A 21,807-nucleotide genomic window follows, 5' to 3' on the forward strand; every position below is an offset into this window, starting at 1 on the left:
GAAATCCCAGGCCGACGGGGGAAAGGCGCGCACGAAGGGCAAAGAACCCCGGTCTCGGCGCTGAATTTCAGGACTCGCTGGCGGCGGCTTCCGCCGCGATCCAGCTTTCGAAATCGCGCACCCGCTGCGCCACCGGACGGTCCGCGCGCCATGCCATGAAATAGCCGCCTTCCGTGGGCACGCGCAGATCGAAAGGCGCCACCAGCCGCCCGCTGGCCAAGTCGTCGCGAACGAACGCGTGCACGGCCACCATCACCCCCAAACCCTCGGCCGCCGCCTGATACGCCATGGCCGCGTTCTCGAATTTCAGGCCGCGCCGGGTGTCGACGCCGTGCACGCCGGCCGCTTCGAGCCAGGTTTGCCAGTCGTGCGGCCGATTGAGCGAACTCAGCAGCGCCTGGTGGGCCAGATCTGCCGGCTGGGCCAGCGCCGGATCGCATTTCAGGAGGCCAGGCGCGCACACCGGCAACAGCGTTTCGTGGAACAGCAGGCGATAGCCCTCGCCGACGGGCGGGCTGGGTTCGGAATGGATGCTCACATCGATGTCGTCGCGGTCGAAGTCCGTCGGCTTGTGCGATGTCGTGATCTGCACGTCGATGCGCGGATGCATCGCATGGAAGCGCGCCAGCCGCGGAATCAGCCACCGGATGGCGAAGGTGGGCGGCAGCTTGACGCGCAGCAGCCATTCGTCAGGGCTTTGCTGCAACAGGCGCGTGCCGTGTTCGATCTGGTCGAGCGCGACCCGCATGCTGGCGAAATAGCTCTCGCCACCGGGCGTCAGCCGGATGCCGTGGCGCCCGCGCTCGAACAACTGCACGGAGAGCCAGCCCTCCAGCGTCGCGATGTGCCGGCTGACGGCGCCTTGCGTGACGCACAGCTCCTGCGCGGCGCGCGTGAAGTTGCCGCAGCGTGCTGCCGCCTCGAAGGCGCGCAAGGCATTGAGGGGAGGGAGTCGACGTGTCATGGGGGATGCAGTTTACTCATGCCAGCATGCCTTAATTGTGATTGCTTCGCCCCAGTACCGGGAAATAACATGGCAGCCATTACAAAGACCGGAGACAAGCCATGATGATGAAGAAATTGCATGCCTGCCTGATGGCAGCCGTGTTGCTCGGATCGCACGCGGCAGCGTCGGCCGACGACGCGGCAACGCGCTACCCGAACCAGCCCATCAAGCTGATGGTTCCCTGGCCTCCAGGCGGTGGCGTCGACACCATGGCGCGCATCGTTGCCGAGGGGCTCGGCCGTCGCCTGGGCCGCCCGTTGGTGGTGGACAACCGCGCCGGCGCCGGCGGCAACATCGGCACCGAGTTCGCGGCGCGCCAGAAGCCCGATGGCTACAACCTCCTGATGTCCTCGATCAGTCCCAACGCCGTGAACATCAGCCTGTACAGCAGGCTGGGGTTCGATCCGGTCAAGGATTTCGAGCCGATCGTCTACGTCTCGGCCGTGCCCAATATCCTGGTGGTGCCCGCGGATTCCCCGTTCAAGACCGTCAAGGACGTGATCGACGCGGCCCGCGCCAACCCGGGCAAGCTCAACTACGGCTCGGCTGGCATCGGTTCGTCACAGCACCTGGCGGCAGTGCAGTTCACGATGGCAGCGAAGGTCGACATCATGCATGTGCCGTACAAGGGCACGGCGCCGGCCGAGTCCGACCTGGTGGCGGGCCAGATCTCGCTGATGCTCGACACCACCACCTGCCTGCCTTTCATCGCGGGCGGCCGCATGCGCGCGCTGGCCGTCGCATCCAAGGCCCGCAACCCCGCGTTGCCTGACGTGCCCACCTTCGACGAGGTCGGCCTGAAGGGTGTCTATGCGGCATCGTGGTACGGGCTGTCGGCACCGGCCGGAACGCCGCGCGCCATCATCGACAAGCTCAATGCCGAGGCCAACGTGGTCCTGAAATCGCCGGAACTGAACAAGCGGATGCAGGCGCTCGGCGCCGAGATCGGCGGCGGCACGCCGGAAGACTACGGCCGCTTCATGGCGAGCGAGACCAGCCGGTACGCGGAGATCGTGCGTGTCTCCGGCGTCAAGCTCGACTGACCTTTTTCCTGCCTGGATCCCAATGCCATCCTCATCTTCCGCCGCCGCGCCAATGCCTGTGTCGCGCACGCTCTTCGACAAGATCTGGCAGCCGCATGTCGTCATGCAGCGCGACGACGGCCAGAGCCTGTTGTACGTCGATCGCCACCTGGTGCAGGATGGCTCCGCACCGGCCTTCGAGATGCTGCGTCAGCGGGGTCTTGCCGTGCGCCGGCCGGACCGTGCCTTTGCGACGCCCGACCACTATGTGCCCACCGGTTCGCGCATCCTGTCTGACATCGCCGACCCCGAGAAGCGCGCGATGGCGCAGGCCCTTCGCGACGACAGCGCGGCTTCGGGCATCCGCTTCTTCGGCCTCGACGACCTGCGCCAGGGCATCGTCCATGTGGTCGGCCCGGAGCAGGGACTGAGCCTGCCGGGCAGCGTGATCGTCTGCGGCGACAGCCACACCGCAACGCACGGCGCGATGGGCGCGCTGGCCTTCGGCATCGGCGCATCCGAGGTGGCGCACGTGCTGGCCACGCAGACGATCTGGCAGCGCAAGCCGCGCACGCTGCGCGTCGTCATCGACGGTCGGCTGTCCGGCGGCGTCTCGGCCAAGGACATCATCCTGGCGATCATCGCGCGCATCGGCGCGGCGGGCGGCACGGGCCATGTGATCGAGTACGCCGGCGAGGCGATACGAGCGCTCTCGATGGCGGGCCGCATGACGGTGTGCAACATGTCGATCGAGGCCGGTGCGCGCGCCGGCATGGTCGCGCCCGACGACACCACGTTCGAGTGGCTGGCCGGTCGCCCGGATGCGCCGACGGGCGACGAATGGGATGCGTCGCTGGCGCGCTGGCGGCGCCTGCCCGGCGACGATGGCGCTGTCTTCGACAGGGAAGTGCAACTGCGCGCCGACGACATCGCACCGATGGTCACCTGGGGCAACAGCCCCGAGGACGTCCTGCCGATCACCGGCCACGTGCCCGACCCGTCCGATGCCACGAGCGCGGAACGCCGCGAAACGATGCAGCGCACGCTGGCCTACATGGGGTTGCAGCCCGGCCAGGCGCTCACGGACGTGGCGGTGGACCGCGTCTTCATCGGCTCCTGCACCAACGGCCGCATCGAGGACATGCGCAGCGCCGCGGAAGTGGTGCGCGGGCGGCGCGTGGCCGAGGGTGTCGAGGCCTGGGTCGTGCCCGGCTCGGGCTTGGTGAAGCAGCAGGCCGAGGCGGAGGGGCTCGATGCCGTGTTCCGCGCAGCCGGCCTGCAGTGGCGGCATGCCGGCTGCTCGATGTGCCTGGGCACCAACGGCGACCAGGTGGCGCCGGGCCAGCGCTGTGCCTCGACCTCCAATCGCAACTTCGTCGGCCGCCAGGGGCCGGGTTCGCGCACGCACCTGCTGAGCCCCGCGATGGCTGCCGCAGCGGCCGTCACTGGCCGCCTGACCGACGTGCGCAAGCTTCTCGCGCCCCACTGACAACACGGAATCGCAACCATGGAAGCCTTTACACAGATCGACGCGGTGGCGGTGCCACTGGCCCGCTCGAACGTCGACACCGACCAGATCGTGCCTGCGCTCTATCTGCAGAAGCCGCGCTCCGACAACTTCGGCGACTATCTCTTCCACGACGTGCGGCGGGACGCCCGCGGGACGCGCCGCCCCGACTTCATCCTGAACGACCCGGTGTACGACCAGGCGCGCATCCTGGTGGCGGGACACAACTTCGGCTGCGGCTCGTCGCGCGAGCATGCGGTCTGGGCGCTGCATGACGGCGGCTTCCGCGCAGTCATCGCGCCCAGCTTCGGCGACATCTTCCATGGCAACGCGCTGAAGAACGGGCTGCTGCCGGTGCGCCTGCCCGAGGCCGTGGTGCTGGAGATGCTGGCCGACCTGCTCGCCGCCCCGGGAGCGCACCTGCAGGTGGACCTGCGGGCGCAAACCGTCACAGGGCCACGCGGGCGGCCCGAACCATTCGCCATCGATCCCTTCCCGCGCCATTGCCTCCTGGAGGGGCTGGACGAGATCGACTACACGCTGGCGCAGGGCGCCGCCATCGAAACGTTCGAGCAGGGCTACGAAGTCGGCCAGGCTCCTTGCAGGTAAATCCAGAAAGGTATTGACAATGAAGATCGCAGTAATGCCCGGAGACGGCATTGGCCCCGAGGTCACGGCGCAGGCCGTGAAAGTGCTCAAGGCTGTCGTGGGCAACGACCGGCCCATCGAACTGGTGGAGGCGACGATAGGCCAGGCCGGCATCGATGCCGCCGGCGACCCGCTCCCCGCCGCCACCAGCGAGATCGCGCGCAAGGCCGACGCCATCCTGTTCGGCTCGGCCGGCATGCCGGGCGACGAGGCCATCCCGTTCATGATGCGACCGGGCGCCAGCCTGCTGCGGCTGCGCAAGGAGCTGGGACTGTTCGCCAACTTCCGCCCGGCCTTCCTGTTCCCCGAACTCATCGGCGCCTCGACCCTCAAGCCGGAAGTGGTGGACGGGCTGGACCTGATGATCCTGCGCGAACTCACCGGCGACGTCTACTTCGGCGAGCCGCGCGGAAGCGGCCTGAACGCCAACGGCGAGCGCGAGGCCTTCAACACCATGCGCTACTCCGAACCCGAGATCGAGCGCATCGCGCACGTGGCCTTCCGCACCGCGCGCCAGCGTGGCAAGAAGCTGTGTTCGGTCGACAAGGCCAACGTGCTCGAGGTCATGCAGTTGTGGCGCGAGGTGGTCACGCGCGTGGGCCTGGACTATCCCGACGTCGAGCTCACGCACCTCTTCGTCGATGCGGCCGCGATGCAACTGATGCGTGCGCCCAAGCAGTTCGACGTGATCGTCACCGGCAACATCTTCGGCGACATCCTCTCCGACGCCGCAGCGATGCTCACCGGCTCCATCGGCATGCTGCCTTCGGCGTCGATGGCGGCTGGCAGCTTCGGGTTGTACGAACCGGTGCACGGCACCGCGCCCGATATTGCCGGCAAGAACCTGGCGAATCCGCTGGCGTCCATTCTTTCGATGGCCATGATGCTGCGCTTTTCCTTCGGCCAAGCCGGCAACGCCGACCGGGTCGAGCGCGCCGTGCGGCGCGTGCTGGCCGACGGACTGCGCACCGGCGACATCTTCCAGCCGGGGTGCACCCGCGTCGGGACCGCCGAGATGGGCGACGCCGTGGTGGCGGCGCTCGACAGCGCACCAGCGGCGGCTGGCGAACTCAGGTCAGGCAGCGCGCACGGGCATGGCGGGATTCCCGCTCCAGCGTGACGACGGCGGAATGCTCTCGCCCTTCATCACCAGCGTCAGCGGGCCCAGCTGTGCACCGTCGTGCACCACCGCCCCGTACAGCACGACGCTGCGCGCCCCGATGTTGACGCGCGAGCCGATGTTCACGTGGTGGACCTTCATCACGCGGTCTTCGAACAGGTGGGTCTGCGGGCAGCACTGTGCGTTCAGTTCGCTGTATTCGCCGATGCGCACGCAGTCGAACTCGGTGAGGTCGGTGGTGTCCAGGTACACGCCCCGGCCGATGCGCGCGCCCAGCAGGTTGAAGGCGATCGGCAGCCAGGGCGTGCCGCGCAGGTAGTTCATGAAGTTGGGCACCGCGATGCCTTCGTAGATGTTGGTCGCCGCCTCCGACAGCCAGACGAAGGGCGTCCACATCGGCTTGGCCAGCGGTTGGTAGCGGCGCAGGAAGATCCACTTGAACAAGGCGACGAACACGAAAGTCGAGAGGCCGAAGATCAACCCGTCGAGCGTGAGGTAGCCGACCACCGCGCTCCAGTGCTCGCGCGCGGCCGAAGGCATGACCGCCTGCACCATGCTGTAGCCCGCGGCAATCACGATCGCATGCGGCACGACGATGCGGAAGGCCTCGACCAGTCCGCGCCCGATCCGCCGCAGCAGCGAGGGGTTGAAGGTCAGCGATTCCGGATGCCCGGTCACGACTTCACGCGCCGGCAGGCGCAGCGCGGGCGAGCCCAGCCAGGTCTCGCCGCTGCGCATCTCTGCCGCATCGGGCGCACGGCCGAGCACGCCGATCAGCACGTTCTCCGGCACGGTGGTGCCGTCGGGGATGTAGGCGCCGTTGCCGATGAAGCTGCGGCGTCCGACCACGGTCGGCTGCATCGTCAGCCAGCCGCCGTCGATCTCCTCGTCGCCGAGCAGCACCGCATCGGCGATGAAGGTGCCGTCGCCGAGGGTGAGCATGTCCGGCACCACGCCGAGCGCGGTCGAGATCTCGGCGTTGCGGCCCACCTTGGCTCCCAGCAGGCGATACCACATGGGTGCGAACAGCGTGGCGTACACGCCATGCAGCACCTGCAGGCTCGACTCCTGGATCTGGTTGACCAGCCATTTGCCGCAGTACACGTTGCTGTGCACCGGCCAGCTCCCGCTCTTCAGACGCGGCAGCACGCTCCAGCGGATGCCGGCGGAGATCAGCGCCGTCAGCACGATCATCACCGGGCTCGCCAGCAGCGCCAGTCCGAAGTACTTGAAGATCAAGGTGGCCGAATTGGATGCCTCCCAGGTCGCGCCGTCGCTCGGGTCCAGCCAGTCGATCAGCATGAAGGTCGGGAACACCGGCAGGAAGAACATGGCGGCGACCAGCATGGCACCGACGAAGAAGAACACGCCTTCGCCGAGCAACCGGCGCGACGAGACGTCCGGGCGCGGGCGCAACGACGAGGGATCGAAGGCGCCCACGTCGCGTGCCGGGGCGCCGCTCCAGACGCGCCGGGCCGGCATGGTCCGGCCATCGGCCAGCGCGGACTGGCCATCGAGATGGCCCCAGTCCCCGATGGACGTGTTGCCTTCCAGCACGGCATACGAGCCGACGTGCGCCTGCGCGCCGATGACGATCGGGCCGATCAGGAGTTCGCCGCAGAACACCCGCGCGTTCTCCAGGTTGACCGCATTGCCGACGCTGGCACCATCGCCCACCGACAGCAGGTCGGGCGCACGCACCTTGACCGAGCCGATGAGCACATCCTTGCCGATGCGCGCGCCCAGGGCACGCAGCCACCAGGATTGCAGCGACGAGCCGCTGATGAAATAGGTCGGCGCCGCATCGCACAGCCGGTCGGCCAGCCACCAGCGGAAATAGGTCAGGCCCCAGAGCGGGTAGCGGCCCGGCTTGAGGCGACCGGCGATCAGCCATTTCCCCGCGATGGCGACGGCGAATTCGAGGACCGTGGTCGCCAGGAACGCGACGATCGACATCGTGACCGCGAAGGGGATCGAATCCTCCGGGGCGCCCGTGTAGAAATGGTAGGTGAAGAAGGGCGCGAGCCACTGCATCATGCGCAGCGCGACCAGCCCCGGAATGGCGGCGGCCTGCGCCAGGCCGCAACGCCAGCGGCGCCAGGCTGACGGGGGCGTCCAGTCGGGCACGCGCTCGGCAGGCTGGATGCTGCTGGCTTCCAGCGCGGCGGCAATGGCGCCGACCGTGCGGTGCGTGTAGATGTCGCGCACCGTGATGCTGGTGAAGCGCGGATCGGCGCGCAAGGTGGTCGCCAGCCGTGCCGCCAATAGGGAATGGCCGCCGAGCTCGTCGAAGAGGTCCGAGCTGCGGCGGATCGCGAACCCAGGGAAGAGGGAGGACATGGCCGCGAACACGGCGGCCTCGGTGGGCGTCTCGGCCGTGTCCGATCCTTCCGCTGAAACCGCTGCCTCGGCCAGCGGCTGCGCCTTGAGCACCTTTCGATCGATCTTGCCGGAAGGCAGTCGCGGCATCTGCGGCAGCACTTCGAAGCGGCTCGGCACCATGTACGGCGGCAGGCGCTCGGCCAGCGCCGTGCGCAGTGCCGACGCCGACACGGTGCCGGCGCTCTCGGCCACCAGGAAGGCGATGAGCTGGTCGACGCCCCGCACCTCGCGCAGCACCACGGCCACCGTGCCGACACCCGGTTGCTGCGCCAGCACCGCCTCGATCTCGCCAAGCTCCACCCGGAAGCCGCGGATCTTGATCTGGTCGTCCGTGCGGCCCAGGCATTGCACGTTGCCTTCCTCGTCGATCCGGGCCAGGTCACCGGTGCGGTAGAGGCGTGCCTCGGTCGCGTCGGCCGCCCAGGGATTGCGCAGGAACTTCTCGGCCGTCAGTTCCGGGCGGCCCAGGTAGCCGGCGGCTACACCGGGGCCGGTGATGCACAGTTCGCCGACCTCGCCGCGCGTCAGCAGCACGGGGCCGCTTGCCGTCATCTCGGGCGCGACGACCAGCATCGCGTAGTTGGGCAGCGGCCGGCCGATGGTCACGGGCTCGCCAGCGGCCAGTTCCGCCATGCTGGCCGACACCGTGGCCTCCGTCGGGCCGTAGCTGTTGAACACCTGGCGGCCTGCAACGGCCCAGCGCTCGACCAGCGATGCCGGGCACATCTCGCCGCCGAGGTTGATGATGCGCAGGCCGGGCACGTCGCGATCGAACAGCGCCAGCAGCGTCGGCACGGCATGCAGCACGCTCACCTGGTTCTCGATGAGCGCGCGGGGCAGGGCCTCGGGGTCTGAGGCGATGACCTTCGGCGCGATCCAGAGCGTGGCGCCGACCAGGTAGCTGATCCAGATCTCCTCGAAGGACATGTCGAAGGCGACCGAGAAGCCCTGGTAGACGCGGTCGTCCTGCCGCACACCCAGCAGCGCGTTTTCGCTGCGCAGGAAGTGGCAGATGCTGCCCTGCGTGATCGCGATGCCCTTGGGCTTGCCGGTGGAGCCCGAGGTGTAGATGACGTAGGCCGGATGCACCGGCAGCGCGCCCTCGCGACGCAGGGCGGACGCCGCGTCGAAGGGCAGGGCCAGCAACGCCTCGGCGGTCCAGGTCGGCCGACCGATGGCGCCCAGCTTTGGGGCGAACTCATTACAGCTCACGATGCCAACCGCGTCTGCGTCGTCCAGGCACACGCCGACGCGTTCGACCGGGGTGTCCGCGTCGAGCGGGAGCCAGGCGGCGCCGGTCTTGGCGATCGCCAGTTGCATCACCAGCAGGTCCAGGCCACGCGGCAGCCACAGGCCCACGATGCGGCCGGGGTGCACGCCGGCTTCGATGAGCCGCGACGCGGCCCGGTCGGCCATCTGGTCCAGTTCCCCATAGCTCAGCAATTGCTCGCCGAAGATCAATGCCGTGTGGGCAGGTATTCTTGCGGCGGTGGCTTCGAACAGGTCAGCGAGGATTTCCGTCCGGATCAGGTCGGGCCGTTGCGGGCCGCGGACGATATGGGGAGAGTCGGCGTCGGAGGGGAAGGTGGAGTCGGGCGGGGTCGAGTCTGTGCGATACATCAGGGGTCCAGGGGGCGGGGCACGGCGGGAAACGGCCGGCTGCCGATCCCCCGATTTTCCCATTCCAACGTGCGGCACCCTTTGGGCGTGCACAACAGAAAGCGGAGTAGGCGCAAACATTTGCGCATAAATGTGTCTTGCAGGGTGCGCGACGCTTTTGAGTCTGACTGCTGCCTGACCAAAGCCTGGCGAGAGCGCCGCGGAGGCCGTCGAAGCGGTGGCTTCGTGCGCCGCGACAAGACGCTTGAAGACGCTCAGGTCGCCGGTGCGCCGAGCCGCCGCGAGACCTGACTCGCGCAGGCCTTGAGCGCCCGCGCCACTTCGCCATCCCAACTGCTGTCGAACACGCCCGCCGCGCCGATCGCGGTGACCGCCAGCACGATCGTGCCCTTGTGGTCGAACACCGGCGCTGCCATGGCATTGACGCCAGGCACGATCTCGCCGGTCGAGCGGCTGAGGCCGTGGCGCTTCACTTCTTCGAGGTGCGTTTCGAATTCACGCCAGTTCGGCACCGGCGCGGCGGCCGGCATGCCGGGTTGCGGGGTCGGGTCGCCGCGGTCGCGCTGCTTGCGACGCGACCGTTCCTCCTCCAGGAAGCGCTTCACCACCGCGGGCTCCATGTACGCGCCGAAGAGCCGACCCGAGGCGGTATCGGTCAACGAGAACACGGTGCCGTGCCGCATCACCACGTGCACCGCGGCCGGCGATTCGGCCAGGCGCACGATGGTCGCGCCCCGGTCGCCCCAGACGGCGATGGCAACGGTCTGGCCGATGCTCGCCGCCAGCGCCTCGATCAGCGGCGAGGCGATCTGCACCGGGTTGTTCTGCTGCAGTCCGATCAACCCCAATTGCATTGCCAGCGGTCCGAGCAGATATTGGCCGCTGACGGGGTCCTGCTCGATCAAGCCCAGCCGGCCGAAGCTCACCATGTAGGGATGCGCCTTGGCCGGCGCCATGTCCGCTTCGCGGGCGAGATCGCTCAGGGCCATCGGCCGGCCGTGGTGCACCAGCGCGCGCAGCAGTTGCCCGCCCACTTCTACGCTTTGTATGCCGCGCTGCTGCCGCGTTTCGACTTCTTCGTTCATGTCCGTACCTCTGTTCAAGCCCGTGGAATTAGACAACGACAAACGCGTTAAGCCATGATTCAAGGGAAAACCCTAGTTAGTCATTCACAGATTGATTCGTCCTGAGCGAACCAATGATTGGATAATCGCAAACAAGTTAGGTTTAGACAAACGACAACAGGAGCCACCCCGATGACCGCCACGAAGAAATTTGCCTCCCAAGCCGACCTCGAAGAAAAGAAGGTCACGTTCAGCCAGATCTCCGAGCACGCCTGGGCCTACACGGCCGAGGGCGACCCCAACACCGGCATCATCATTGGCGATGACTGCGTGCTGGTGGCCGACACGCAAGCCACGCCGGCCATGGCCGCCGACGTGATCCGCCGCATCCGCGAAGTCACCGACAAGCCGATCAAGTACGTCGTGCTCACCCACTATCACGCCGTGCGCGTGCTCGGCGCGAGCGCCTACCAGCCGCAGCAGATCATCGCCAGCCAGGACACGTATGACCTCATCGTCGAGCGCGGCGAGCAGGACAAGGCCAGCGAGATCGGCCGCTTCCCGCGCCTGTTCCAGAACGTCGAGACGGTGCCGGCCGGCATGACTTGGCCGACCATGACCTTCACCGGCAAGATGACCCTGTGGCTGGGCAAGCTCGAGGTGCAACTGTTGCAACTCGGCCGCGGCCACACCAAGGGCGACACGGTGGTCTGGCTGCCGGGCGAGGGCGCATTGCTGTCGGGTGACCTGGTCGAATTCGGCGCCACGCCGTACGCCGGTGACGCCTATTTCAAGGACTGGCCGAAGACGCTCGACAACATTGCCGCGCTCAAGCCCAAGGCGCTGGTGCCGGGCCGCGGCGCCGCGCTGACCACGCCCGCGGAAGTGGCCAAGGGCCTCGGCGAGACGCGCGACTTCATCGCCGACGTGTATGCCAACGTGCAGAAGGGCGTCGCCGCCGGCAAGGACCTGAACGCCGTCTACAAGGACACCTACGGCGTGCTCAAGCAGAAGTACGGCCACTGGGTCATCTTCGACCACTGCATGCCCTTCGACGTGACGCGCTGCTACGACGAAGCCACGCAGTACGCGGACCCGCGGATCTGGACTGCCGAGCGCGATGTCGAGATGTGGAAGACGCTGGAAGGCTGAGCGGCCGGCTCGCCTCGCAGGAGTGACCACACCATGCAATTGAACGAGCTTGCATCACGCAAGGGCGAAGCCGTCGACTACCAGAAGCTGGAATTCGACTATGTGCGCCATGCGGACCAGGACGCCGCGATGCCCGTGCGGCGGCCCGTGGTCGTCGTCGGCGCCGGCCCGGTGGGCCTGGCGCTGGCCATCGACCTGGCGCAGCGCGACGTGCCGGTCGTGCTGCTCGACAACGACAACACGCTTTCCACCGGCTCGCGCGCCATCTGCTTCGCCAAGCGCACGCTGGAGATCTTCGACCGCCTCGGCTGCGGCGAGCGCATGGTCGACAAGGGCGTGTCGTGGAATGTCGGGCGCGTGTTCTTCAAGAAGGAAGAGATCTACAGCTTCGACCTGCTGCCCGAGGCGGGGCATTCACGGCCGGCCTTCGTCAACCTGCAGCAGTACTACGTCGAAGGCTTCCTGGCCGAGCGCGCGGCGGAGTTGCCGCTGATCGATCTGCGCTGGAAGAACAAGGTGGCGGGCGTGGTGCAGCATGCCGACCATGTCACGCTGACGGTCGAGACGCCGGATGGCCCCTATCTGCTGGAGGCCGAGTACGTTGCCGCCTGCGATGGTGGACGCTCCAGCGTGCGACAACTGCTCGGGCTGGAAAGCAAGGGTCGCCAGTTCAAGGACCGTTTCCTCATCGCCGACGTCAGGATGAAACTCGATCGGCCTGCAGAACGCTGGTTCTGGTTCGACCCGGAGTTCCATCCCAACCAGAGCGTGCTGCTGCACATGCAGCCCGACAACGTCTGGCGCATCGACTTCCAGCTCGGCTGGGATGCCGACCCCGAGGAAGAAAAGAAGCCCGAGAAGATCATCCCGCGCGTGAAGGCGCTGCTCGGCGAGGACGCGCAGTTCGACCTCGAATGGGCCAGCGTCTACACCTTTTCGTGCCTGCGCATGGACAAGTTCCGCCATGGCCGCGTGCTGTTCGCGGGTGATTCGGCGCATGGTGTCTCGCCCTTCGGCGCGCGAGGCGCCAACTCGGGTGTGCAGGATGCGGAAAACCTCGCGTGGAAGCTCGCTGCAGTGCTGCAACGCCAGGCGTCGGATGCGCTGCTCGACAGCTACGGCCAGGAGCGCGAATACGCCGCTGACGAGAACATCCTGAACTCGACGCGCGCCACCGACTTCATCACGCCCAAGAGCGAAGTCAGCAAGTTGTTCCGCGATGCGGTGCTGGAGTTGGCGAAGGTCAATGCTTTTGCGCGCAAGCTGGTCAACAGCGGCCGGCTCTCGGTGCCTGCCACCTTGCACGACTCCGCGCTGAGCACGCCCGATGCGCAAGCCTTCAACGGCCGCATGGTGCCGGGCGCGGTGGCTGCCGATGCGCCGCTGGTCCGCAAGGATGGCAGCATGGGATGGCTGCTGGCGCATGCCGGCGGCGAGGCTTTCACGGCGCTGGTCTTCGGCATCGATGTCCTCTCCGACCGGGCCGCGCGGGCCGTGGCCGAAGCATCGGCAGCCGCGCACGTGCCGGTGAGGACCGTGGTCGTGCCGCTCGACGATGCGCACGCATTGGCGGCCCGGCGCTACGACGCGGAAGTCGGCACCGTCTACCTGCTGCGCCCCGACCAGCATGTCTGCGCGCGCTGGCGACAACCCGACGCCGCCGTGATCCGCGACGCGCTGGATCGCGCGCTCGGCTGGGTCTGAAGGAATCCTCATGCTGCAAGCCACCCAACCCCGACTCATCACCGAATCGAATCTCGACGCGCCGGACGACTTCTACGAGGCGCTGATCGAATCCCACCAAGGCCTCTCGGCGGAAGAGAGCCACGCCTTCAACGCGCGCCTGGTGCTGCTGCTGGCCAACCACATCGGCTCGCTGCCGGTGCTGCGCGAAGCCTTTGCCGCGGCCAAGCGCGCCTGAACCCATTTCGTCTCGAAGAAAGTCCATGACCACACCGCTCGCCTACCAGACCGGCTTTGGCAACGAATACGCCACCGAAGCCGTGCCCGGCGCACTGCCGCAGGGCCGCAACAGCCCGCAGCGCGCGCCGCTCGACCTCTATCCGGAGCTGATCTCCGGCACTGCCTTCACCGCGCCGCGCCACGAGAACCGGCGCACCTGGATGTACCGCCGCCAGCCCTCCGTGGTGTCGGGCCGCTACCAGCCCTATGCCCAGTCGAGCTGGCAGACCGGCGGCGACCGCAGCGTGCCCTTGCCGCCCGAACCGATGCGCTGGCATCCGATGCCGATGGATGGCGCGGAGCAGGTCGACTTCATCGACGGCATGCAGACGCTTGCCGCGAACGGCGATGCGGAGGCGCAATGCGGCATCGGCGCGCTCATCTACATCGCGGGCCGCTCGATGGAGCGGCGCGCCTTCGTCAATGCCGATGGAGAGATGCTGCTCGTGCCGCAACAAGGCCGCCTCGTGCTCACCACCGAGATGGGCGTGCTCGAGGTGAAGCCTGGCGAGATCGCGCTGGTGCCGCGCGGCGTGGTCTTCAAGGTCGGCCTGCCCGACGGTGTGTCGCGCGGCTATGTCTGCGAGAACTACGGCGCGCAGTTCCGCTTGCCGGAACTGGGCCCGATCGGCTCCAACGGCCTGGCCAATGCGCGCGACTTCCAGGCGCCCGTCGCCGCCTTCGAGACGGAAGACGGCGGCTATGAACTCGTCAAGAAGGCGGGCGGCCGCTTCTGGCGCGCGCCGACCAGCCATTCGCCCTTCAACGTGGTCGCATGGCACGGCAACCTGTCGCCGGTGAAGTACGACACCGCGCGCTTCATGACCATCGGCTCGATCAGCTTCGACCACCCCGACCCTTCCATCTTCACCGTGCTCACGTCGCCGAGCGACACGCCCGGCACGGCCAACTGTGACTTCGTGATCTTCCCGCCGCGCTGGCTGGTGATGGAGGACACCTTCCGTCCGCCCTGGTACCACCGCAACCTCATGAGCGAGTTCATGGGCCTCGTGTACGGCGAATACGACGCCAAGCCCGGCGGCTTCAAACCCGGCGGCGCCAGCCTGCACAACTGCATGGTGCCGCACGGCCCCGACGAGGAAGCCTTCACCAAGGCCAGCAACGCCGACCTCAAGCCGCAGAAGCTCGACAACACGCTGGCCTTCATGTTCGAGAGCCGCTACCGCTTCCTGCCGACCCAATGGGCGCTGTCCAGCAATTCACTCGACCAAGAGTACGCCGACTGCTGGGCCGGCCTGAAAGACCAGTTCAAGAAATCATGACCGACATCAACGAAACCCACGACCCGAAACTGCGAAGCTGGGTCGAAACCGCGAACGCACCCAGCTGCGATTTCCCGATCCAGAACCTGCCATTCGGGCGCTTCCGGCCGAAGGGCAGCAAGGAAGCGTTTCGCATCGGCGTGGCCATCGGAGACCGCGTGCTCGACCTCGAAGCCGCGCACCTCATCGACCATGCCGACATGAACCTGCTCATGGCGGCCACGCCCGAGGAGCGCGCCGCACTGCGCACAAGCCTCTCGGAAAGCCTGCGCGAAGGCAGCCCCAAGCAGAAGGACTGGCAACTCGCGCTCTACGCGCAGGCCGATGTCGAGATGACCGTGCCCTGCCGCATCGGCGACTACACCGACTTCTACACCAGCGTCCACCACGCGACCACGGTGGGCAAGCAGTTCCGTCCCGACAACCCGCTGCTGCCCAACTACAAGTGGGTGCCCATCGGCTACCACGGGCGCGCCTCGTCGATCGGCGTGAGCGGCCAGCAATTCAAGCGTCCCAAGGGGCAGACCAAGCCGGCCGGTTCCGACCCCGCCGCGCCGCCGGTGTTCGGGCCTAGTCTTCGCCTGGACTACGAGCTGGAACTCGGCTGGTTCATCGGGCGGGGCAATGGCTTGGGCGAGCCGGTCGGGATGGCGGACGCGGAATCGCATTTGTTCGGCGTGACGCTGTTCAACGACTGGTCGGCGCGCGACCTGCAGGGCTGGGAGTACCAGCCGCTCGGGCCGTTCCTATCGAAGAACTTTGCGAGCACCGTATCGCCGTGGCTGGTGACGCTGGAGGCGCTGGCGCCTTTCCGCGCATCCTTCGAGCGGCCGGAAGGCGATCCGCAGCCGCTGCCGTATCTCGATTCGCCGAACAACCGCGAACACGGCAGTTTCCACATCACGCTGGAAGCGTGGCTGCAGACGAAGAAGATGCGTGAGGCCGGCGCGGCGCCGGTGCGCCTGTCGCAGACGGACATGCGTGAAGCGGCGTACTGGACGCCGGCACAACTCGTGGCGCACCACACGGTCAATGGGTGCAATTTGCAGCCGGGCGACCTGCTGGGCTCGGGCACCTTGTCCGGCCCGGCGGCGGATCAGGCTGGGTCGCTGCTTGAACTGACAGTGGGTGGCAAGCAGCCGATTTCGCTGCCGAACGGCGAGACTCGGGCCTTCCTTGAGGATGGGGACACGCTCACGCTGCGCGGCTACTGCGAGCGTGCCGGCGCGGCGCGGATCGGGTTGGGTGAGGTGAGCGGGACGGTGGTCGGAAGCTGAAGAAGGTGCGAATCTTTCTACTGCGGGCGCCGATCTCGGGCCTCCGGTGCTCACCGTACGGGTGTACGGTTCCGCTCCTCAACCCGACCTCGGCGCCTTCGCTACGAAATCTTCACACCTTCTGAGTCGGCGTGATCAGCAATTTGCGCTGATGCTGCGGATCAGCGTCTTGTCCCCGACCGTCTCGGTCTGGACGACGGCAGTGGCCTCACAGGTGGTCGTCGTCGCGCGATATCGGTAGCGGGCCTCGACCCGCCCGCCACCCAACGGCCGCACCGAGCGCAGCGCGAGCGGGTCGCGCAGCGAGCCGTAGAAGCTCGTCATCCCGGCCTCGCTGAAGGGACCGACGCCGCGCTTGGTCGGCGTGACGAGCGAGGCGGCGGTCGATCCATCGCCGAAGGACAGGGCGATGTAGAACTTCTCGACCGTGCGCGCTGCTTCCCTGTTGGGGGCGGCCGCGGGCAAGACAGAAGGTGCGGCGCGTTGCAGCGTTGGCGCAGAGGCATCTGTCGGAACCGGCGTCGGTGCCGCCGCAACAGGTGGGGTTGGCGGTGATGCCAGCGTGGCGGCTGGTCGATCGTCGAACTGCGGCGTGTCGTTCGACCTGGCAAGCGATGGCGAGGAAGTTGGTGCCGCTGTTGCGACGCTGGCAGGCGGCAGCCGGCGCACCGAACTGTCGCTCGCGGGCGATGCGACCAGGAAGAACCAGGCCAAGAAGGCAGCGATCAGCATCGATGCGCCCGCACCGAGCCAGAGCCACGGCTTGCGCGGATCGTCTTCGAGCACCCTGCCAGCCGAATGCCCTTCGATCGGCGTCCCGGTGGCCGGCCGCGTCAACCCCCCGCGACGCGTCGTCTCCAGCATGGATGGCCCGGTTGCAACGAAGCTGGGCAAGCGGCGCGCACAGCCGATGCAGAACATGGCGGTGTTCCGATTGCTCGACTTGCAGGCATCACAGACGATGGACATGGAGCAATGGTTCGATGCAAGTGGTGCTTCAAGACTATATGCACGCGAGAGGCTGTATGTCGGACGAAGTCGCTCCGGACAATGCAGCCGCCAACGCCGAACGGGGCTCGCCGGCGGGTGAGTGGACAATTGCGCCCGCAAAGTCCCTACGCACCCGAGATTCCCGCCATGCCCAAACTAGACGACCCCCTCCACGACGCCGAAGTCGGCTCGCGCGACAGCACCATCGACACCACCCGCATCGACGACGTACGCATCGGCGCGGTGCGCCCGCTGATCACGCCGGCCTTGCTGCAGGAGCGCGTGCCGGTGCGCGACAACACGTTGGCGCTCGTCGAAAGCAGCCGCGCCAGGATCGCCGACGTGCTTCATGGCCGCGACGACAGGCTCGTCGTCGTGGTCGGGCCATGCTCCATCCACGACCATGACCAGGCCCTCGACTACGCGCACCGCCTGAAGGCCGTCGCTGATGAACTGGAAGACGACCTGCTCATCGTCATGCGCGCCTACTTCGAGAAGCCGCGCACGACCGTCGGCTGGAAGGGCTACATCAACGATCCGCACCTGGACGGCAGCTTCGCCATCAACGAGGGCCTGGAGCGCGCCCGTCGCCTGCTGCTGGAGCTGACCACGCTGGGCCTGCCGACCGGCACCGAGTTCCTCGACCTGCTGAGCCCGCAGTTCGTCGCCGACCTGATCGCCTGGGGCGCCATCGGCGCGCGCACCACCGAGAGCCAGAGCCATCGCCAGCTGGCCTCCGGCCTGAGCTGCCCGATCGGCTTCAAGAACGGCACCGACGGCAGCATCAAGGTCGCGGCCGACGCCATCCTCGCGGCGCGCGCGCCGCATGCCTTCATGGGCATGACGAAGATGGGCATGGCCGCGATCTTCGAGACGCGCGGCAACGACGATTGCCACGTCATCCTGCGCGGCGGCAAGGCGCCCAACTATTCGGCGGCCGATGTCGCGGCGAGCTGCGAGGCATTGCGTGCCAACGGATTGCGCGAGCAGGTCATGGTCGACCTGTCGCACGGCAACAGCAGCAAGCAGCACCAGCGGCAGATCGTCGTGGCGCAGGACGTGGCGGGCCAGATCGCTTCAGGCGACCGGCGCATCACCGGCGTGATGATCGAAAGCCACCTGGAAGAAGGCCGGCAGGACCTGGTCGCCGGCACCCCGCTGAAGCATGGCGTGTCGATCACCGATGCCTGCATCAGCTTCGTGCAGACGGTGCCGGTGCTGCACGAACTGGCTGCCGCTGTGAAGACGCGTCGCACGACGGCCCCGGCCGCTCGCTAACGAAAGAACTCGCTCGGCGTCTGCCCGAACTGCCGCTTGAACATCGTGGCAAAGGCGCTGGGGCTGTCGTAGCCCGCGGCCAACGCAACGTCGACGACCTTCTCGCCGCTCGCGAGCCGTTCCAGGCCATGCAGCAGCCGCGCTTGCTGGCGCCATTGGCCGAAGGTCATGCCGGTTTCGCGTGCGAACAGGCGCTGGATGGTCTTGGCATCGACGCCAAGACGCTGGCCCCAGTCGTCGAGCGTGGTCGGGTCGTCGGGTGCTTCGAGCAGGCGCGTGCAGATGCGCTGCAGACGAGGCTCTTCGGGTTGCGGCAGATGCAAGGGCAGCACGGGCAGGGCGTGCAGTTCATCGAGCAGCAGCCGCATCACGCGGCCATCGCGGGAAGGAGTCGCGTAACCGGGCGTGATCGAAATCGCTGCGAGGATCAGTTCGCGCAGCAGCGGCGAAATGCCGACCACGGCGCAGTCCCGCGGCAGGTGTGGCGTGGCGCCGGGCCGCACATAGACGCTGCGCATGTGGACCTCGCCGATGCAACGGATGCTGTGGCGTACGCCGGCCGGCATCCAGATGCCGCGCGTCGGGGGCACGATCCACTGGCCGCCTTGCGCGCTGACCATGATCACGCCGTGCGCCGCGTAAACGAGTTGCTCCTTGGCATGCGCATGCCAGCCAATGACGTGGCCGGGCGGATAGTCGTTGGGGCGGCAGCTGACGAGCGCTTCGCTGCGGTCGACGTCCGCGAGAAAGTCGGGGTCCGGCATCGCGGGCGGAAATCTGCGGAAGCTTGCCATGTCCTTTTTGCGAAGAGGGGAGCCCGGTTGGCGAGAGACAGGCATCGATCGTACCTCTACGATCCACGCCTGATCCGACTTCCCACTGCGCGCGTCCTGCGCGCGCAATCCAGCTCCATGTCCAGCGTTCTTCCTCCCAGCGGCACGATTCCTGCCGCACCAGCCAACGCGCCCGCCGCGCAGCGCACCGCCTTCCGCGTGCTCGGCGCCATCAGCGCATCGCACCTGATCAACGACATGATGCAGTCGCTGATCCTCGCGATCTATCCGGTGCTCAAGGGCGAGTTCAGCCTGAGCTTCGGGCAGATCGGCCTGATCACGCTGACCTACCAGCTGACGGCTTCGCTGTTCCAGCCGCTCGTGGGTCTGTACACCGATCGCAAGCCGACGCCGTATTCGCTGCCCATCGGCATGACGTTCACGCTCGCGGGTCTGCTGCTGCTGGCCTTCGCACCCAGTTTCGGGGTGGTGCTGGTGGCGGCGGCGCTGGTCGGTACGGGTTCTTCGATCTTCCATCCGGAGTCGTCGCGCGTGGCGCGCATGGCCTCGGGCGGGCGGCATGGCATGGCGCAGTCGCTGTTCCAGGTGGGTGGCAATACCGGCAGCGCGCTCGGGCCGCTGGTGGCGGCGGTGGTCATCGTGCCGTACGGCCAGTCGAGCGTGGCCTGGTTCTGCCTGGCCGCGCTGCTCGGCATCGCGCTGCTGATCCAGGTGAGCCGCTGGTATGCCTTGCACCACGCTGCGGCCAAAGCGCGTGCGGCGCTGCGTCCAGCGGTGGCACCGCTGCCGCGCGGCAAGGTCATCGGCGCGATCGGCGTGCTGTTGCTGCTGATCTTCTCGAAGTACTTCTACATCGCCGGCATCAGCAGCTTCTACACCTTCTACCTGATCGAGAAGTTCGGCCTGTCGGTGCAGGGCTCGCAGTACCACCTGTTCATCTTCCTGTTCGCTTCGGCGCTCGGCACGCTGATCGGTGGGCCGGTGGGCGACCGCATCGGCCGCAAGCCGGTGATCTGGGCCTCGATCCTCGGCGTGGCGCCGTTCGCGTTGCTGTTGCCGCATGCGGACCTGTTCTGGACCACCACGCTGACCATCCTGATCGGGCTGATCCTGTCGTCGGCCTTCTCGGCGATCCTGGTCTATGCGCAGGAATTGATTCCCGGCAAGGTCGGGATGGTGTCGGGGCTGTTCTTCGGCTTCGCTTTTGGCATGGGCGGACTGGGAGCCGCGATGCTCGGCCTGCTGGCGGACCACACGAGCATCGACTACGTGTACCAGGTGATTGCGTACCTGCCGCTGCTGGGAATTGTGGCGATGCTGCTGCCGAATATCGAGCGGAAAAAGGCCGCGCACTGAAGAAGGTGTGAATCTTTCTACTGCGGACGCCGATCTCGGGCCTGCGGTCCTCACCGCACGAGAGTGCGGTTCCGGTCCTCGACCCGACCTCGGCGCCCTCGCTACGAAATCTTCACACCTTCTGAGGCGCCGCGCGTCCCGCCTTCCGCTTCAGCTCAGCAATCGCCCGCTCGCGCTGATCACCGCCACGTCCACGAACTGGTTGCCTTCGCGGTTGCCGCGGCTGAAGTTGATCTTCACGCCGCCGAGGTCCAATCCCTCGATCCGTTCCATCGATGCCAGCAGGCTCGCGCGTGTGGGCGACGGGCCGGCGCGGCGCAGGCCTTCGCCGAGCACGCAGGCATCCACATAGCCCTCCAGGCTCGGCAGCGAGAACTCCTTGTTGCCGCTGGCCAGCATGTCGACCTGGTAGCGCCGCACGATTTCGAACTTCGTCGCGAAGGGGGAGGGCATCACCATCGAGAAGCCGAGCCCGTGCGACAACTCGCCCATCGCGCTCAGCGATCCGGCGGTGATCGACAGGCCATAGCCGTTGCTCTTGCCGCCCGCCTGGCGCAGGGCCTTCACGAAAGCTGGCGCGGTGCCGGCCAGGCCGATGATGACCACCTGCGGCGTGGCCGCGGCGATCTGCGCGGCCGCGGGGCCGACTTCCATGCTGGTCGTCCCCGGCGTGCTCGCGATGACCGCCGGCTCCAGCTTGACTTTCGCCAGCGCCGCCTTGAAACCTGCCAGCAAGGATTGGCCGAGCGGATCGTTCGAATACACGATGCCGATGCGCGTCTGCCCGGCCGTCACCGCCGTGGCCACGAGCTTGTCGATTTCCTGGTCGTAGTTGGCGCGCACCCAGAAGGCGTTGGGCGCGGCCTTCTTGCGAAGCGACACCGTGCCCGTGTTCGGCCCCACCACGGCCATGCCGGGCACCGCGTCGATCACCTCGGCCGCCTGGCGCGTGCCCAGCGGATGCAGCATCGCCACCACGGTGCTGTCGGCGGCGAAGGCAAGGGCGTTGGCCTTGGCCACGTCGGGCTTGAACTGGTCGTCGGCGGAGACCAGGTCGATCCTCGCGCCGTGGATGCCGCCGGCCTTGTTGACTGCGTTGAAGTACGCCGACGAGCCCAGGAACATGCCCGTGCCGTTGGCCTTTTCAACACTGCTGTTGTCGAAGGTCGTGCCGATCCGAACCACCCGGGCCTGCGCAAATGCGGGCGCCGCCAGCCCGGACGCGGCCGCCAAGACGCCCGTCACGCGGCCGATGGCCTGGCGCCGATTGGGCGTGTGGGACAGGGAAGAAGAGGCGGCCTCGAATCTGTTCATGCTGGCTATCCAATTCGGCGTTCAGGTGGTTC

The 21,807-nt window shown here is 67.4% G+C and carries 17 protein-coding genes and 1 pseudogene; 12 read left to right on the top strand and 6 right to left on the bottom strand.

Features of this window, described 5'->3' with window-relative positions:
- Nucleotides 1-67: 67 nt before the first annotated feature.
- On the bottom strand, nucleotides 68-964 hold the full coding sequence (gcvA, locus tag HB681_RS19620) for a transcriptional regulator GcvA (protein WP_213956551.1): 897 nt from the start codon (nucleotides 962-964) through the stop codon (nucleotides 68-70).
- Nucleotides 965-1,065: 101 nt separating this feature from the next.
- Here gcvA and HB681_RS19625 point away from each other — a divergent pair, with 101 nt between their 5' ends.
- From HB681_RS19625 to leuB, 4 genes and pseudogenes are all read left to right on the top strand, one after another.
- Complete coding sequence (locus HB681_RS19625; RefSeq protein ID WP_213956552.1) at nucleotides 1,066-2,049, top strand: tripartite tricarboxylate transporter substrate binding protein; 984 nt, start codon at nucleotides 1,066-1,068, stop codon at nucleotides 2,047-2,049.
- A gap of 22 nt (nucleotides 2,050-2,071) precedes the next feature.
- Nucleotides 2,072-3,517 carry a 3-isopropylmalate dehydratase large subunit gene (leuC, locus tag HB681_RS19630; RefSeq protein WP_213956553.1) on the top strand — a complete coding sequence of 482 codons (1,446 nt, stop codon included), beginning with the start codon at nucleotides 2,072-2,074 and terminating at the stop codon, nucleotides 3,515-3,517.
- A gap of 18 nt (nucleotides 3,518-3,535) precedes the next feature.
- Nucleotides 3,536-4,144 carry a 3-isopropylmalate dehydratase small subunit gene (gene leuD, locus HB681_RS19635; protein ID WP_213956554.1) on the top strand — a complete coding sequence of 203 codons (609 nt, stop codon included), beginning with the start codon at nucleotides 3,536-3,538 and terminating at the stop codon, nucleotides 4,142-4,144.
- A 19-nt stretch (nucleotides 4,145-4,163) separates the two neighbouring features.
- Nucleotides 4,164-5,225: pseudogene (gene leuB / locus HB681_RS19640) on the top strand (3-isopropylmalate dehydrogenase); the annotation flags it as partial.
- A gap of 33 nt (nucleotides 5,226-5,258) precedes the next feature.
- Here the strand turns inward: leuB and HB681_RS19645 are convergent.
- Nucleotides 5,259-9,305, bottom strand: a complete 4,047-nt coding sequence (locus tag HB681_RS19645; protein ID WP_213956555.1) for a Pls/PosA family non-ribosomal peptide synthetase — start codon at nucleotides 9,303-9,305, stop codon at nucleotides 5,259-5,261.
- Nucleotides 9,306-9,559: 254 nt separating this feature from the next.
- A complete protein-coding gene (locus HB681_RS19650) occupies nucleotides 9,560-10,390 on the bottom strand; it encodes an IclR family transcriptional regulator (protein WP_213956556.1) in 831 nt (276 codons plus the stop codon).
- 171 nt (nucleotides 10,391-10,561) lie between these two features.
- Between HB681_RS19650 and HB681_RS19655 the strand changes: the two genes are divergently transcribed.
- The 5 genes from HB681_RS19655 to fahA are packed head-to-tail and all read left to right on the top strand — an operon-like array spanning nucleotide 10,562 to nucleotide 16,043.
- Nucleotides 10,562-11,521, top strand: coding sequence for an MBL fold metallo-hydrolase (locus HB681_RS19655; protein WP_213956557.1), 960 nt, complete (start codon nucleotides 10,562-10,564; stop codon nucleotides 11,519-11,521).
- A 33-nt stretch (nucleotides 11,522-11,554) separates the two neighbouring features.
- Nucleotides 11,555-13,225 (top strand): FAD-dependent oxidoreductase, encoded by a 1,671-nt coding sequence (locus HB681_RS19660; protein ID WP_213956558.1) that lies wholly within the window; start codon nucleotides 11,555-11,557, stop codon nucleotides 13,223-13,225.
- 10 nt (nucleotides 13,226-13,235) lie between these two features.
- The gene (locus tag HB681_RS19665; protein ID WP_213956559.1) at nucleotides 13,236-13,442 is read left to right on the top strand and encodes a DUF2783 domain-containing protein; all 207 of its coding nucleotides are present in this window, start codon (nucleotides 13,236-13,238) and stop codon (nucleotides 13,440-13,442) included.
- Between the two features lie 25 nt (nucleotides 13,443-13,467).
- Nucleotides 13,468-14,766: a homogentisate 1,2-dioxygenase gene (hmgA, locus tag HB681_RS19670; RefSeq protein ID WP_213956560.1), complete on the top strand. Its 1,299-nt coding sequence runs from the start codon at nucleotides 13,468-13,470 to the stop codon at nucleotides 14,764-14,766.
- On the top strand, nucleotides 14,763-16,043 hold the full coding sequence (gene fahA, locus HB681_RS19675) for a fumarylacetoacetase (RefSeq protein ID WP_213956561.1): 1,281 nt from the start codon (nucleotides 14,763-14,765) through the stop codon (nucleotides 16,041-16,043). The genes hmgA and fahA overlap by 4 nt, the downstream gene beginning before the upstream one ends.
- A gap of 135 nt (nucleotides 16,044-16,178) precedes the next feature.
- Here the strand turns inward: fahA and HB681_RS19680 are convergent, their stop codons facing one another.
- Nucleotides 16,179-16,508: a hypothetical protein gene (locus HB681_RS19680; protein WP_213956562.1), complete on the bottom strand. Its 330-nt coding sequence runs from the start codon at nucleotides 16,506-16,508 to the stop codon at nucleotides 16,179-16,181.
- Between the two features lie 127 nt (nucleotides 16,509-16,635).
- Between HB681_RS19680 and HB681_RS19685 the strand changes: the two genes are divergently transcribed.
- Together HB681_RS19685 and HB681_RS19690 are read left to right on the top strand one after the other, a co-directional pair.
- Nucleotides 16,636-17,133 carry a hypothetical protein gene (locus HB681_RS19685; protein WP_213956563.1) on the top strand — a complete coding sequence of 166 codons (498 nt, stop codon included), beginning with the start codon at nucleotides 16,636-16,638 and terminating at the stop codon, nucleotides 17,131-17,133.
- A 47-nt stretch (nucleotides 17,134-17,180) separates the two neighbouring features.
- The gene (locus tag HB681_RS19690; RefSeq protein WP_218628261.1) at nucleotides 17,181-18,311 is read left to right on the top strand and encodes a 3-deoxy-7-phosphoheptulonate synthase; all 1,131 of its coding nucleotides are present in this window, start codon (nucleotides 17,181-17,183) and stop codon (nucleotides 18,309-18,311) included.
- On the opposite strand, the gene HB681_RS19695 is transcribed toward HB681_RS19690, so the two are convergent.
- Nucleotides 18,308-19,105, bottom strand: a complete 798-nt coding sequence (locus HB681_RS19695) for a helix-turn-helix transcriptional regulator (RefSeq protein WP_213956564.1) — start codon at nucleotides 19,103-19,105, stop codon at nucleotides 18,308-18,310. The genes HB681_RS19690 and HB681_RS19695 overlap by 4 nt on opposite strands.
- Nucleotides 19,106-19,222: 117 nt before the next feature.
- On the opposite strand from HB681_RS19695, the gene HB681_RS19700 reads away from it, so the two are divergent.
- Complete coding sequence (locus HB681_RS19700) at nucleotides 19,223-20,461, top strand: MFS transporter (RefSeq protein WP_213956565.1); 1,239 nt, start codon at nucleotides 19,223-19,225, stop codon at nucleotides 20,459-20,461.
- A 150-nt stretch (nucleotides 20,462-20,611) separates the two neighbouring features.
- On the opposite strand, the gene HB681_RS19705 is transcribed toward HB681_RS19700, so the two are convergent.
- Nucleotides 20,612-21,775, bottom strand: coding sequence for an ABC transporter substrate-binding protein (locus tag HB681_RS19705; protein WP_213956566.1), 1,164 nt, complete (start codon nucleotides 21,773-21,775; stop codon nucleotides 20,612-20,614).
- Between the last annotated feature and the right edge of the window lie 32 nt (nucleotides 21,776-21,807).

It is taken from the genome of Variovorax sp. dw_954 (assembly GCF_018449755.1).
Lineage (GTDB): Bacteria > Pseudomonadota > Gammaproteobacteria > Burkholderiales > Burkholderiaceae_C > Variovorax.

Bases quoted from the DNA above. Each gene is read 5' to 3' on its own strand.
- gcvA (WP_213956551.1), bottom strand. From the start codon at position 964: ATGACACGTCGACTCCCTCCCCTCAATGCCTTGCGCGCCTTCGAGGCG.
- HB681_RS19625 (WP_213956552.1), top strand. From the start codon at position 1,066: ATGATGATGAAGAAATTGCATGCCTGCCTGATGGCAGCCGTGTTGCTC.
- leuC (WP_213956553.1), top strand. From the start codon at position 2,072: ATGCCATCCTCATCTTCCGCCGCCGCGCCAATGCCTGTGTCGCGCACG.
- leuD (WP_213956554.1), top strand. From the start codon at position 3,536: ATGGAAGCCTTTACACAGATCGACGCGGTGGCGGTGCCACTGGCCCGC.
- HB681_RS19645 (WP_213956555.1), bottom strand. From the start codon at position 9,305: ATGTATCGCACAGACTCGACCCCGCCCGACTCCACCTTCCCCTCCGAC.
- HB681_RS19650 (WP_213956556.1), bottom strand. From the start codon at position 10,390: ATGAACGAAGAAGTCGAAACGCGGCAGCAGCGCGGCATACAAAGCGTA.
- HB681_RS19655 (WP_213956557.1), top strand. From the start codon at position 10,562: ATGACCGCCACGAAGAAATTTGCCTCCCAAGCCGACCTCGAAGAAAAG.
- HB681_RS19660 (WP_213956558.1), top strand. From the start codon at position 11,555: ATGCAATTGAACGAGCTTGCATCACGCAAGGGCGAAGCCGTCGACTAC.
- HB681_RS19665 (WP_213956559.1), top strand. From the start codon at position 13,236: ATGCTGCAAGCCACCCAACCCCGACTCATCACCGAATCGAATCTCGAC.
- hmgA (WP_213956560.1), top strand. From the start codon at position 13,468: ATGACCACACCGCTCGCCTACCAGACCGGCTTTGGCAACGAATACGCC.
- fahA (WP_213956561.1), top strand. From the start codon at position 14,763: ATGACCGACATCAACGAAACCCACGACCCGAAACTGCGAAGCTGGGTC.
- HB681_RS19690 (WP_218628261.1), top strand. From the start codon at position 17,181: ATGCCCAAACTAGACGACCCCCTCCACGACGCCGAAGTCGGCTCGCGC.
- HB681_RS19695 (WP_213956564.1), bottom strand. From the start codon at position 19,105: ATGGCAAGCTTCCGCAGATTTCCGCCCGCGATGCCGGACCCCGACTTT.
- HB681_RS19700 (WP_213956565.1), top strand. From the start codon at position 19,223: ATGTCCAGCGTTCTTCCTCCCAGCGGCACGATTCCTGCCGCACCAGCC.
- HB681_RS19705 (WP_213956566.1), bottom strand. From the start codon at position 21,775: ATGAACAGATTCGAGGCCGCCTCTTCTTCCCTGTCCCACACGCCCAAT.